The organism is Pseudomonadota bacterium (genome assembly GCA_008501635.1).
Taxonomy (GTDB): domain Bacteria; phylum Pseudomonadota; class Gammaproteobacteria; order QQUJ01; family QQUJ01; genus QQUJ01.
Genome location: QQUJ01000028.1, coordinates 17,623 through 30,242, shown reverse-complemented (window position 1 = coordinate 30,242; position 12,620 = coordinate 17,623). Strand labels below are relative to the sequence as shown.

At 58.8% G+C, this 12,620-nt stretch carries 17 protein-coding genes; 8 read left to right on the top strand and 9 right to left on the bottom strand.

Features of this window, described 5'->3' with window-relative positions:
* Positions 1-338 (bottom strand): transposase (locus DWQ09_16455; GenBank protein ID KAA3626488.1); only part of this gene is annotated, 338 nt, incomplete at its 3' end.
* Between the two features lie 233 nt (positions 339-571).
* Here DWQ09_16455 and DWQ09_16450 point away from each other — a divergent pair.
* The 6 genes from DWQ09_16450 (at position 572) to DWQ09_16425 (ending at position 4,467) form a co-directional block, all read left to right on the top strand.
* A complete protein-coding gene (locus tag DWQ09_16450) occupies positions 572-796 on the top strand; it encodes a hypothetical protein (protein ID KAA3626487.1) in 225 nt (74 codons plus the stop codon).
* Complete coding sequence (locus DWQ09_16445; protein ID KAA3626486.1) at positions 793-1,053, top strand: hypothetical protein; 261 nt, start codon at positions 793-795, stop codon at positions 1,051-1,053. Before DWQ09_16450 ends, DWQ09_16445 begins: the two co-directional genes overlap by 4 nt.
* 338 nt (positions 1,054-1,391) lie before the next feature.
* On the top strand, positions 1,392-2,039 hold the full coding sequence (locus tag DWQ09_16440) for a hypothetical protein (GenBank protein KAA3626485.1): 648 nt from the start codon (positions 1,392-1,394) through the stop codon (positions 2,037-2,039).
* Between the two features lie 7 nt (positions 2,040-2,046).
* Positions 2,047-2,367 (top strand): GNAT family N-acetyltransferase, encoded by a 321-nt coding sequence (locus DWQ09_16435; GenBank protein KAA3626484.1) that lies wholly within the window; start codon positions 2,047-2,049, stop codon positions 2,365-2,367.
* Positions 2,368-2,533: 166 nt separating this feature from the next.
* Positions 2,534-3,697, top strand: coding sequence for a pyridoxal phosphate-dependent aminotransferase (locus DWQ09_16430; protein KAA3626483.1), 1,164 nt, complete (start codon positions 2,534-2,536; stop codon positions 3,695-3,697).
* Complete coding sequence (locus tag DWQ09_16425) at positions 3,685-4,467, top strand: amidohydrolase (GenBank protein ID KAA3626482.1); 783 nt, start codon at positions 3,685-3,687, stop codon at positions 4,465-4,467. The genes DWQ09_16430 and DWQ09_16425 overlap by 13 nt, the downstream gene beginning before the upstream one ends.
* A gap of 1 nt (position 4,468) precedes the next feature.
* Here the strand turns inward: DWQ09_16425 and DWQ09_16420 are convergent, their stop codons facing one another.
* The 6 genes from DWQ09_16420 to DWQ09_16395 form a co-directional block, all read right to left on the bottom strand.
* Positions 4,469-5,122 carry a hypothetical protein gene (locus DWQ09_16420; protein KAA3626481.1) on the bottom strand — a complete coding sequence of 218 codons (654 nt, stop codon included), beginning with the start codon at positions 5,120-5,122 and terminating at the stop codon, positions 4,469-4,471.
* Positions 5,123-5,134: 12 nt separating this feature from the next.
* Complete coding sequence (locus tag DWQ09_16415) at positions 5,135-5,752, bottom strand: hypothetical protein (protein KAA3626480.1); 618 nt, start codon at positions 5,750-5,752, stop codon at positions 5,135-5,137.
* Positions 5,753-5,934: 182 nt separating this feature from the next.
* Positions 5,935-7,572 (bottom strand): Na/Pi cotransporter family protein, encoded by a 1,638-nt coding sequence (locus DWQ09_16410; GenBank protein ID KAA3626479.1) that lies wholly within the window; start codon positions 7,570-7,572, stop codon positions 5,935-5,937.
* A 101-nt stretch (positions 7,573-7,673) separates the two neighbouring features.
* A complete protein-coding gene (locus DWQ09_16405) occupies positions 7,674-8,792 on the bottom strand; it encodes a hypothetical protein (GenBank protein KAA3626478.1) in 1,119 nt (372 codons plus the stop codon).
* Between the two features lie 20 nt (positions 8,793-8,812).
* Complete coding sequence (locus DWQ09_16400; GenBank protein ID KAA3626477.1) at positions 8,813-9,052, bottom strand: DUF2249 domain-containing protein; 240 nt, start codon at positions 9,050-9,052, stop codon at positions 8,813-8,815.
* A 30-nt stretch (positions 9,053-9,082) separates the two neighbouring features.
* Positions 9,083-9,394 carry a metal-sulfur cluster assembly factor gene (locus tag DWQ09_16395; protein KAA3626476.1) on the bottom strand — a complete coding sequence of 104 codons (312 nt, stop codon included), beginning with the start codon at positions 9,392-9,394 and terminating at the stop codon, positions 9,083-9,085.
* A gap of 124 nt (positions 9,395-9,518) precedes the next feature.
* On the opposite strand from DWQ09_16395, the gene DWQ09_16390 reads away from it, so the two are divergent.
* Positions 9,519-9,977: an Rrf2 family transcriptional regulator gene (locus DWQ09_16390; GenBank protein KAA3626475.1), complete on the top strand. Its 459-nt coding sequence runs from the start codon at positions 9,519-9,521 to the stop codon at positions 9,975-9,977.
* Here DWQ09_16390 and DWQ09_16385 read toward each other — a convergent pair.
* Complete coding sequence (locus DWQ09_16385; protein KAA3626474.1) at positions 9,970-10,851, bottom strand: LysR family transcriptional regulator; 882 nt, start codon at positions 10,849-10,851, stop codon at positions 9,970-9,972. The genes DWQ09_16390 and DWQ09_16385 overlap by 8 nt on opposite strands.
* 488 nt (positions 10,852-11,339) lie before the next feature.
* Here DWQ09_16385 and DWQ09_16380 point away from each other — a divergent pair, with 488 nt between their 5' ends.
* A complete protein-coding gene (locus DWQ09_16380) occupies positions 11,340-11,567 on the top strand; it encodes a DUF1127 domain-containing protein (GenBank protein ID KAA3626473.1) in 228 nt (75 codons plus the stop codon).
* A gap of 125 nt (positions 11,568-11,692) precedes the next feature.
* Here the strand turns inward: DWQ09_16380 and DWQ09_16375 are convergent, their stop codons facing one another.
* Positions 11,693-12,448 carry a DUF3750 domain-containing protein gene (locus DWQ09_16375; GenBank protein KAA3626472.1) on the bottom strand — a complete coding sequence of 252 codons (756 nt, stop codon included), beginning with the start codon at positions 12,446-12,448 and terminating at the stop codon, positions 11,693-11,695.
* Positions 12,449-12,620 lie beyond the last annotated feature (172 nt).

The following is a 12,620-nucleotide window of genomic DNA, read 5'->3' as shown; positions in this document are numbered from 1 at the left end:
TCCAGCAGATGACGAAAATTGAGAATCGTCGTCTCGTCGGGAACCGGCTCACGCCCAAGGTCAATGCCGGCGAAAAGACACATGGAGCGAGATTCATACAACGCTTCCTCGGCGCCTGGATCCGACAAGTTGAACCAGTGTTGGAGGAAGTAGATGCGCAACATCCGTTCCAGTTCAATGGGTGGGCGCCCGTTTCCCGCTTTGGGGTAGTGGGGTTCGATGAGCTCACAAAGCTGATCCCATGGAACCACAGCATCCATCTCCGAGAGAAACTTCTCTCGCCGGGTTGGTTTTCGAAATTGCTCAAATTCCCCCGCGGCAAACGTTTGCTGCTTCATCGTTTTCTACCGGTTCCAAATAATGCGTGTATTGTCGCAAACTTTGGGACTTAATCAGAGATGCCCTAATACTTGTTTCCGGGGTCTTGCTGGGGTGCAAAGCAATGCAAACTTCCGTCACCGCGGCATCCGTGTCGACTGTGTACTCACAGTGCATAGCAACCGTTCCTCCACCTAGTGTTGAAGTCTCTCCGGATTTATTTGCCATTAACGGTGTGGCAGTCACGCCAACATTGTCCAAGAAGCTGTTTATCAATGAACTGGGGAGGCCGTGCCGGGAGGAGAAAGGCACTCCCGGAACCCACACCAACGACGGCTATTTGTACGACCAATCATTCGGAGTACGTTTTTACACAAGGCCTGGAATGGATGGTGTTACCGAAATCTCCTTCTCGCTTAAAGAGACCCAAAGAAGCAACAGGTTTAACGGCAAGCTTCTGGTAATGGGGAAGGAATGAACCTCGACACTGTTCTGAGTATCCAGCGGGCCATACCTGAGATGGGCCTTGGCTATGACAGCAGCATCGATCCGAGAACGGCAAAGGTGTTTGGTTTTTATCAAGCCAGAATTGGCGAGTGGGAGTTCAATGTGCGCGCCGATGGTTCAAGTGGTGTGGTTGAAGGTATTTACATTACCTTCCAATCGATTATGTGTTCCGAGCAGCAAACCCAGGAATGTTTTGATCGCGAAAGCGGCAGATGGCGCGCACCGTGATGCGGTGCCAGCCTTCACGCCACGATACGCCGCGTTCCCTACGGTGCCGAGTAATCAGGACCGACTGAGTTAACGTCCTTTCTTGGATAGACCGGAAACAGAGAAACGTACCACCTTGCAGCGATGATTGGCGTGGCGATTCCAGACCATACATTTACGCCGCTAGTGAGAACTCTCAAGGCCCTGGTATCCCATAGTTAATGGTGGGTTTTATGATGGTGTGGGAATAATTCACCGCAGACGGCGTTCTCTCCAGGAAGCGCGCCGATTGTGCGACTACACTGAGCTGGACGTGTACCCCATTTCTTTTCCAGGTTGTTGCCAAAGGAGAAAACCCCATGTATCGAGGAGCTATTGCAGTGTTGACGGGCTTGCTGGCCCTGTCCGGATCGTTTCTGGCGAACGCAGCGGAGGAGCGGCCCATGGGCTTTTTCGTTACCAGTGCAGGCATGGGGAAAGGCGGGGATTTGGGCGGGCTCGCGGGGGCGGACGCCTACTGCCAGAAACTGGCGGCTGCCGCCGGTGCTGGCAGCCGGACCTGGCGGGCTTACCTCAGTACGGAGGAGGCGAACAAGCGTGGTGTTTCCGCCAGAGATCGGATCGGAAACGGACCCTGGTATAACGCTCATGGTGTTCTCATTGCGGCGAATCTGACAGACCTGCACCTCTACAACACGACCATCACCTTGGAGACGGCGCTGGATGAAAGAGGGCAGCGCATCAAGGGTCGTTACGACAAGCCGAACGAGCACGACATTCTGACCGGTACCCAGGACGATGGTACGGCCTATTTCCCCGACGAGCAGGATCACACCTGTAACAACTGGACCAGCAGCGACGAGGGCAGCGCACAGGTCGGCCATCATGACCGACATGGCGGTGGCAATACCTCCTGGACGTCGGCGCATCCCAGCCGTGGCTGCAGTCAGGAAGCGCTGGTGAGTACCGGAGGTGCCGGCAAGTTTTACTGTTTCGCCGCGGATTGAACAATTGATGCGCGCTTGCTGTTGTCGAGCAAACAACGCCCAAGGAATGCGGCGAGTAGCAACCCAATTCAGGTGTCTGTTTTCAGGGCCGGCCCCTGGTGCCGGCTGGATTGGCGGCGAGGAAGAGACGCCCGCGGGTTATCTGCTTGCAGTCTATGTTTTCAGCCTGGAGCAGCTGGGCCTTACGGCGGAGATCGATGAACTGTTCGTGGTGCCGTCGACGCGCGGTCGAGGCATTGGAGGGGAGCGGCTCGCTGCCACCGTCGCGGATACGCGGTGCGATCGGCCTACGAACTTCTCGATAAAACGCTGCGCAGCACCTGATTGAACTCTCGGGAAGCCGGGGTCCACTCGATCCAATGCGTGCAATCCCGGTAACGGGTCACCGGTTCCGGGGGTGTGGGATTCGTGCCCGGATCGTTGCGATGCAGGGCCGATGCGCGGGGATCCGATGCTAGACTAACGATCTGTTCCCGATTTCATCAGGAGTCTCCATGGCCGTTGTTACGCCCGATCCAGGCACCCGCTTGCCACAAGTCGGCACTACCATCTTCACCGTCATGTCGGCGCTGGCACACGAGCACGGCGCCATCAATCTTTCGCAGGGGTTTCCTGATTTCGACTGCCCTGCCGAGTTGCAGGCAGCGGTAACCCGGCACATGGCGGCGGGGCGCAATCAGTATGCGCCCATGGGCGGCGTACCCGCATTGAACGAGGCTATTGCCGCCAAGGTATCCACGCTTTATGGCCGGATCGTGGACCCAACGCGGGAAGTGACCGTGACGGCCGGTGCCACAGAAGCGATCTTCTGCGCGATCACATCACTGGTGCGCCCCGGCGATGAGGTGATCGTCTTCGACCCGGTCTACGACGCCTACGAACCGGCCATTGAACTGGCGGGCGGGCGTACCGTGCACATCCCCTTGTCGCCTCCCCAACACGCGGTCGATTGGCAGCGTGTTGGCGAAGCCTTGGGGCCCAGGACCCGCGCCATCATCCTCAACAGTCCCCACAACCCGACGGGTGCAACCGTGAGTCAGACGGATTTGGAGACTTTAACGGAGCTGCTGCGCGACAGCTCTGTCTTCGTTATCGCCGACGAGGTCTATGAACACATCGTCTTCGACGAATTGCCTCACGAGAGTCTCAACCGCTATCCGGAACTGGCGGCGCGCAGTCTCGTCGTTTCCTCCTTCGGCAAGACCTACCACGCCACCGGCTGGAAGATCGCTTACTGCGTTGCACCGCCACGGCTCACCGAGGAACTGCGCAAGGTGCACCAGTACGTCACTTTCAGCGTGGCGACGCCGCTGCAGTATGCCTACGCAGATTATCTTGGCGCACACCCCGAACACTACGCCGAATTGCCGCGTTTTTATCAGGCCAAGCGCGATCTTTTTTGCGAGTTGTTGGCAAGATCATGCTTTACCGTAATTCCGTCGGCAGGCACTTACTTTCAACTCGCCGACTACCGCGCGATTGCAGACAGCGACGACGTGGCGTTTACCCGCTGGTTGACCACTCACGTGGGCGTGGCAGCTATTCCGATATCGGTTTTCTATGAGACACCCGATCCGGATCAACGTCTGGTGCGTTTCTGTTTTGCCAAAACCGATAACACCCTGCAACAGGCTGCGGAGCGTTTATGCAAGATCTGACCCTTACCCTGGTACAAAGTAGTTTGAACTGGCACGATGCCGTGGCCAATCGCGAGATGTTCACCCAAAAACTGCAAATCATGGCAGGCACCACCGATCTTGTCGTGCTGCCCGAGATGTTCACCACTGGTTTTACAATGGATGCGCAGGCCTACGCGGAACCTGTGGATGGACCGAGTGTGGCGTGGATGGCGGAGCAGGCTGCGCACCTGGATGCGGTGGTAACGGGCAGTCTGATCGTCGAAGATCAGGGACGCTATTTCAACCGCCTGATCTGGATGCGGCCCGACGGTAGTTTCGAGCACTACGACAAGCGCCATCTGTTTCGCATGGCCGATGAGCACCTGCACTACACGGCGGGAGAACAGCGATTGATTGTCGAACTGGCGGGCTGGCGCATTTGTCCACTGGTCTGCTACGACCTGCGATTTCCGGTGTGGTGCAGAAATCGGGACGACTTTGATCTGCTAGTCTTTGTCGCCAACTGGCCCAAGCGGCGCGGTCATCACTGGTGCAGTCTGCTGCCCGCGCGCGCTATCGAAAACCTTTCCTGTGTCGCCGCCGTCAATCGCGTGGGGAAGGACGGAAACGGGATCGACTACGCAGGCGACAGCATGGCGATCGATGCCCAGGGCCGCACCCTCGCGCATCTTGCGCATGTGGAGGCGATACAGACGGTACGTTTCCCGGCCCAGGATCTCGTTGCGTATCGCGAGCGGTTTCCAGCCAATAGGGATGCCGACGATTTCGCGCTGATCGAGAGGCAGTGATTCAGCGTACGGAGTCGATACGGCGCAACTTGTCCAGTCGGGGCAGGCGGTAGTAGCGGCGAAGTTCACGCAACATCCCTTCCGGCTGGTGTGTGCGCAAGAAGCGTTCCTGGAGATGCATGCAGTAGCGGTCCGCATAGTGATTCGCGGTCCGGTAACGCCGCTGCTCTTCTGCGTCCAGTTCGTGGGAAAACGCGACGGTTTTGAACAGCCGTCGATGCAGATGCCGGTGGACTACGGGATCGCAGGCATGATCTGCGAGCAGCACCGCAGTGATGTACTTGTCGATCTCCGCCTGCAGTTCGAGTTCAAATAGCGAGACACTGCGATCGTAGGTGGCATTCCATACCAGGTAGACGAAATGGCTGATGCCTTCGAGGGCGATGCAGAAATCCGCGAGATTCGTTTCATCGAGTACTTTGGTTGGGTTACGCGCAACCAGGCGTTCGATGATCTCCTGAGAAATGTAGAGCGAAAGCTCAAGGCAAGCATCCTCCTGGCGAACGAGTAGGTGCTCCTGGCGAAGACAACCATTATCTCGGCCCGCAAGACAGTTGGCGAGTATCGGGTCGGTGATCAGGTAGTCCGTGACCGCATGCGGAACATCAACCTCATAAATCTGCTGAAGATGCTGCTGCAGCCGTTGCAGGGGCATGGCCGCGGCTTCTCAGTGGCGAAGGCGAGGATTGGCGGCCGCGACCGGTTCGATGCCCAATGCCCTCAATCGTCGCGCGGCGCGGGGACTCCCGGTTCTTGCCCAGATCTCATAAGTACGCAGGATATTGAGGTGATTCCGGTTGTTTGACGACTCGTTGATTTCGCTCAGCACATCCACAAAACTTACAAAATTCCGGGAAAGCTCGGAAAATATCTGAGCAAACACGACACGGCGCTCGTTATCCGCCAGATAACCGTAGGCATTGCCGCCCATTGCGATGTAGTAATCGACATCCACCAGTTTGCGTTCCAGGCTGTCGGCGAACAGACCGGAGATAAAGAGCGCGACATCGCCCAACTGTTGCAGCACTCGGTGGCGGTTGGAGCGCGAAGAGAGGCTTATCGCTTCGGCGTAGTACAGAGCGAGCGGTCTGATGTGCAAGCCATCTTCACTCTCTTCAAATAGTTTGTCGCTGTGGAGGAAGTTGCTCAACAAGCGCACAAGATAACCGATGGTTTCGTCTTCTACTCGGAGTTTGTTATTGTCGAGAGCGGTCTGGAGCGATTGGTGGAAGTAGGACTGAATGTTCGTGGTGGTCAGCAAGTCACGGCTATTGTCCTGGTTCACAAGTTTCCTCCAGTCGCATAAAAGAGGTTAAACGAACACTGTGCCATTACCGTTAAGTATAGTGATATCTGCGTGGATGCAAACTCCAGGCAGCGGGTAAAGGGGTGTAATTAGCAACGCTCTGACATGGCTGCTAATAAATGTTGTGCGCTTGGATGGACAACAGTGGGTGCAGCTTGAGGCTAGTTGGTGTGTGTTTCTGCGGGCGCCTGTCCGACACCCATGAGGTGGTGAAGATAACGCGCGCCCTTGGCGGACTGCTCCGCCATGCGTCGCGTGCGGCTGATGTACTCAAGATGTTCCGCCATATCCGGGATTGGGAACTGTCCCGTGGCGCCTGCCTCCAGATAGGCGGCTTTCAGCGCCTGATAGCGCTGTTGCAACTCGTCGAGATCCAGTTCCATCGCTTCTGCTGTATAGCCGTCGCGTTTGGGATCGGCCTTGGATAACAGGTCCTTGGTTTTGGCGATGAAAGTCGCATGCTGTTCAGCGAGGCGCTCGGGCAGCCGACGGGAAAGCCGCAGGGTCTCGGTGCCGACATCAACCGCGAGATCGGACAATGCCGTGTAGTAGCGTGCGGTGCGCAACGAGCTCGGCAGAATCTCAACCGTACTACTGGGCAGGCTGCCCCGCTCCAGGTGGGCGGTGAAATTACCGATTTCATTGGCGAGTTGAAATACGATGTGACGCTCTTTTTGCAGACGGTCGGTGGAAACCAAATCGGCGTTGAGGGCGGCGTGCGCCGTCGCGCGGGCCATCTGGCCCATGCGTGCCACTTCAAGGGCCAAGGCCTCAATAGCAAGTTCCGGAGATACGACTATCGTCTTGTCAAGATATTTTGGGCGTGCCGCCACCTCCTCTTCGCTGCGGAAACGACGCGCAAGAAAAACCGCAAGGTGTGGCGTCAAAGGCCACATCAATGCGACGCCCAATAAGTTGAAAACGGTATGAAAGAGGGCAAGAGCGACGGCGGGGCTGTCCTCAAGCGCCAGTACCCGACTGGTAACCGCCACTCCCCATAGCAGCACCGGCAGCAGCAACAGCGCCACCGCGCCGGTGAGCGCGTTGAAGAAAATATGCGCCATTGCCACTCGCTTGGCGTTGGATGTCGCGCCGATGACCGCCAGTGCCGCAGTAGAGGTTGTGCCGATGTTGGCGCCGATGACCATACTGGCGGCAGCGGCCAATGGAATGACGCCGCTGTTGGCCGCGGTGAGCGTAATAGCGATGGCTGCACCAGAGGCTTGCATGAGCAAGGTCATCACAAAACCGATACTCACAAACAGGAGGGTGCTCATGAATCCATCGGCTGCAAGGTCATGGAACTGGATGCCTGTGGCCAGTCCTTCGAAAGCATCCTTAAGCACTTGGATGCCGAGAAAGAAGAGTCCGAAACCCGCCAGCGCCTCGCCGATCGCGCCAGTGCGCCGCGTTCCACCAACCAGGCGCATGATCACGCCAGCGCCGATGATGGGCAGGGCGAAGAGTTCCAGTTTGACCTTGAAGCCAACGGCGGCAACCAGCCATCCGATCGCGGTCGTGCCGATATTGGCGCCATACACCACGCCCAACGCGTGGGTGAGGCTGAGAAGGCCGGAATTGACGAAACCGATGGTCGCAGCGGTCACCGCGCTCGAGGACTGGACGATGGCGGTGATCAGCACCCCCGCGGCAATGCCACGTGCGGGTGTGCGCGTCCACACGCCGAGCATCTCGCGCAGCGCCGAGCCCGCCGCCAGGCGCAGGCCGTCGGTAATCATGCGGATAGCGAGCAGGAACAGCCCCAGTCCGCCCAACAGTGAACCGATGGTCAGCAGCATAGAATCCACGAGATGCAACGCGTACCCGTTACGCACACGAGTGACCGTGAACGACGGTCACTGGCATCAGTGTAACGAATTGCTCGCGGAGTTCGGAATCGCTATCGGGCGAGAGCGGGGGTGGTGAATTTGCCGCGCACGATGGCGCTCACCGTATTGAGGACGAACAGAACCAGCGCCACTGCATTGGCCATGCCGCCCAGGCGGCGCCACTCGTCGAGTCCCATAAGATCGCCTGTCAGGCGCAGCGCCAGTGAGATGTGCAATACCAGCAATGGTACGTAGAAGAGTGGGTGATAGGGCACCCGCAACTGCGTTACCGCGGGAAAGATGATGGGTGCATGGCCAAAGACCATGGCGAAGACGAAGCCGACGAACAGACTGTGCAGGGCCGCATCGTACATCGGGCCTGCCCCCAGGTGGGTGGCGGGATGGAGGAGCAATAGGCCGGCGATGGCAAGCCAGGCGTACCCTGACAGCAGGCAAACGGCGATAAAGCGGGTCAGCCCCTGCTGGCGAACGGTGCGGCGCGCCACGTCCTGTTTCAATAGCCAGGCAGCGAAAGCGAGAAAACTTGCGCCCACGACGGGCCACGCGAGATCGGTCGCCACCAGGGTCATGGTGGTTCCGGTCATCAGTAACAGCGTCAGACCGCCAAACAGGCGGGTGGCCAATGGGGAAGGGGGCAGAAAACGCGAAAGTTCCAGCCGCTCACCGGCGATGGTGAGCACCAGGAAGGCCATCCACCAGGGCACGACAAAGAGCAACGCCCAGCCGCCGCTCCAGAGGAGATTGCCCACTCCCCAGCATGCGGCGCCCAAGGCCAGGATCAGGGTATGGAAGGCGGGTTGCCGCCGGTAGGCGGCGAGGGTCGCTACCAACAGCACGATGGCGCCGCCACTCATCAGGAGGGCGCCTGGCAGAGGTGAGATGCCTGCCAGTAGCAGCAGGCCTCCCGTGCCGTTGAGCAGCGGGCCCGCATAGGCCCAGCGCTGACCCAGTGCGACAGCACGTTCCAGGCCGATCACGGTGCCGAAAAAGCCCGACACCATCAGCGGACCATGCAGCAGCATCACCGAAGGGGAGGGCAACGGAACCGACCAACCCATGCGTGACAGCCCGGCCAGAATGCCCAGACCGAGCGCAACGAACCCCAGTGCAAGGAGGGGGAAGCGAAGGGCAGGTTTTAAATCACGCTGAATCCAGTCGGTCGATCCCATTGCCATAAACCGTGTGTTTGCTAAGCGGTTTTACCGATACGAACCTGCCAGACCTCAGGGCCCTGTTTTTCGTAGGTCCAGCTGTAGGTGTCGGGCATCTCCGCCTGGAACTGGTACTGCAGGGGTTTGGGGTCGTGGTCGTTGACCAGCACGAAGTGATCGCCGGGCGCGAGGGCGCCAAAGGTCTGGAAGATCAGCGAGTGACGGAAACGTGGCTCAATAGTACGAACATCAATGATCTTGGGTTCAGCGGTGCTCATGAGAATGACTCCTGAAGGTGGATTGCGCCCTTACCAGCCAAAGGTGGTTTTTGCCCCCTCCGACATCAGCCCTGGATGCCAGGGCGGATCCCAGACCAGGTGGACCTGGATGTCCTCCATGTCGGGTGCCAGGGCGCGTAACGTGTGGCGGACCGAATCGGTAATGTAAGTGCTCATCGGGCAGGCGGGTGTGGTCATGGTCATCACCACGTAGATGTGGTCTTCCGTCACCTCGATCCCGTAAACCAGCCCCAGATCGACGATATTCATCCCCACTTCGGGGTCCACCACCGCTCTCAGGGCATCCTGCACCTGCTCTTCGGAGAGATTCGAAACACTCATCGCGACATTCCGGAACCAGCCTTCTTAAAGATGTATCTAATGTACAGCTTTTTTATAGCACGGGGATTTGCCATAATCAATATGCAAAATACATCTTTAATGCACACGTTGCCGTCTACCTGCCATGCGCCTCACCGTATTCTCTGACTATACACTGCGCGTACTGATCTATCTCGGTCTGCGCCGCGATCGGTTGTGCACCATAGCGGAGATCGCGGAGGCCTATGCCATCTCCCGTAATCACCTCATGAAAGTGGTCCACAATCTGGGCCTGTGCGGAGAGATTGAAACCGTCCGCGGCAAGGGTGGGGGCATCCGCCTGGCGCGTGAGCCCTCCGCTATCAACGTCGGCGCGGTGGTACGCGCGGCCGAGCATGACGCCCCGCTGGTCGAGTGCTTCGACCCCGCAAACAGCTGTTGCCGCATCGAAGCGGCCTGTCTGCTGAAGGGGGTGTTCGGCAAGGCAATCCAGGCCTTTTACACGGTTCTCGATCAGTACACCCTGGCCGATCTGCTGAGAACCGAGCAGCATATGGCGGATCTGTTGGAGGTGACGAAACCCGCCGCACCGCCCCTTAACTAGCAGCCTTCTCCTCCCGGTCGGTGAACGGGAGCCCCCATACCTCGGCAACCACCTCCAGCAGCGCCGTCAGTTGCGGATCGTTTACCCGGTTTTTCAGATAGGCCAGACGCAGCGGAACGGTCGGCAGCTCGACGGGCAAGGCGAAGGCGTAGCCTTCCTGCTCCGCCTTTTGAATCTCGTCTGCGCGCATGATGGCCAGACCGACACCCGCCTTGACCAGCGAGCGCAGTGCCTCTTCGTTATCGGAGACGATGGTCTGCGGCGGCCGGCAGCAACTGTGTTCGTCGAGCACCGTCTTGGCGGCGGTGAAAAAGGGGCAATCGGGGGCGGTGTAGATCCACGGCATATGGACGATGTCTTTCATCGTGGCCCCCGCGACGCGTTCTTCCCACCCGGCGGGTGCAGCAATGCGCAGCGGTGTCTGCGCCAGCTCCAGGCAAGCCAGATTCGTGGCGTCGAGATCGCCGAACACAAACCCCGCATCCAGTTTGGCGGCACGAATATCGGGGACGTTCGTCTGGCTCGCGCCCGACAACAGGTGCACTTCAAGTTGGGGATAACGGCTGGAGACCAATTGGTGAGTTTGCGCAATCCGCAGATACTCGGCATCGGCATTGAGGCCGACACGCACCGTGCCCAGCAGCTCGTTCTGCAGTGATTTGGCCTGTTGGAGAAAATCGCCCGATGCATCAAGCGCCGCGCGGGCCTTTGGGAGCAGGCGCATGCCTTCGCTGGTCAATTGCATTCCGCGTGGCGTGCGCGCGAACAAGGTCAAGCCGAGCTCTTCCTCAAGGGCTTTGATATGGGCGCTGATCGCCGGTTGGCTGGTGTAGAGGCGCTCCGCGGCGCGGGTCAGGTGTCCCTCTTCGGCCACGGTGACAAAGGTACGTAGAACCTATCTCGATATCCTCCGCGAGCTGTGTTGAGCCCCAGAGGTGCGCTGGGTAGGCCCGAAGGCGCAGCCAATAGCAACCGCTATTGGCAAGTCGAGAACACCGCCAGCGCACCTCTGGGGCCAACCCGAAGGGCCGGGCGCTCGTGGCTCCAGCGCGGTGTTGCGGCTCGCTCATTGGGAATGACCCAACCACGCTCGCCGCGCCTGGCGCTCGAACCACGAGCGACCGGCACAGCTCGCGGAGGATATCGAGATAGGTTCTAGATGATAGAGCTCCATGGCGGTCTCTCCTGTGCCGGAAACCACGCTTCAAGTAGACACCAGTTTTACTCGCATCGCCATCACGATTGCTGAACGCGCCAATCCGAAAAAACGATTGGCGACTATGCCGGCGCGAGGCTTAGCTTGTGGCCACGGAAAAGAGGCAGTCACAGATTTCCAAATCCACAATTCAAGGAGCACTAATCATGGCCTGCACCAGCGTATCGATTTCTTTACGCATCACTCCTGAGGGGTCAGAGCGTTCCCCACTTGGGGAGCGCCTGGCGCTGATTTGGTACACGCTGGAACATTGGCGTGAACGCGCGCGCCAACGCCGCGCGATGCTGGCGCTGGACGATCATCTGCTGCGGGATATCGGTATCTCGCGCGCCGATGTGGAACGTGAAGGATCGAAGCCGTTCTGGATGGAGTGACTCTTGGGTTCGATAGCGTCGAAGCGCCGAGACATTTCCCGCACTCGATGGTCAGCACGTCGATTCGGGACGGTCGCTCCGTTGTCACGATGCGTCGTTGCGGTTCGGAGTTGCACATGCCGTATTCACCCACCGAGCCGACCGACCCCCGGCAGTACCAGCGCCGGGCCCCGCGGATCGAAGCCCAGGGTCAATCCGAGGACATTGATCTCCAATCCTTCACGTTGCGCCAGCAGGAGTCCCAGCGCCCCGCCCAGCGAGAACTGGTATCCCGTACCGCTGGGCGTGGCTGCGACAAAGTGGGCGTCGATGAGAAAGTCCTTGCCCAGGGCGTTGGGCGGCATCGCGAAGCCCAGCTCTGGAACATGGCGCAGCAGATAGGCGATAAAGGTATTGCTGTTGGGGCCAGGCCACAAGCCATACTCAAAGCGACGCGGGTAGGATTCGGCGGCCGCCAGCAGTTTCGCGATTGCCTGGTCCGCCAAGGGGCCGCGCTGCTCGGCAATGAGTTGCGGCATACTGTTGAACCAGCGCCGGTCTGGAATATCCGCGCGCACCACGACCGCCGATTGGTCGCGATAGGCGCGCCAACCGAGCAGTTCCACGACCGTAAAGTGCTGGGCATCTTCGGGTTTCAAGGCCAGCCACGTGTGTACGGAAAAGGTGCCACGCCAGCGAAAAGCGCGGGCGGCATAAAGCTGGACGATGGCTTCACGATGGGATTTCGGATCGGGTGCGATGCCGGCGCTGGAACGATCAGCGGAACGCCAGTCTTCGGTGGCGCTGTTGGGGTTGGTTGCCCACGCCAACGACAGCCCCACCGCAATGACAGCGATAACTGCGATTATCCCACGTAGGGTGATGCGTATTACTCTTCTCATGCGTGCACTCGGTTGCGAACTCCTTGCAGTGTAGACGCATCGGTGATGCCCATCGTTCAGACTCGCTTTATCCTCAAAATATGTGTTGTTGATGTGATTGCCGGTATCCCACACAATGTCGGCATGTTCACTCAATCCCTCACCGCATCAATGCGCCTTTGGCTGCATGACC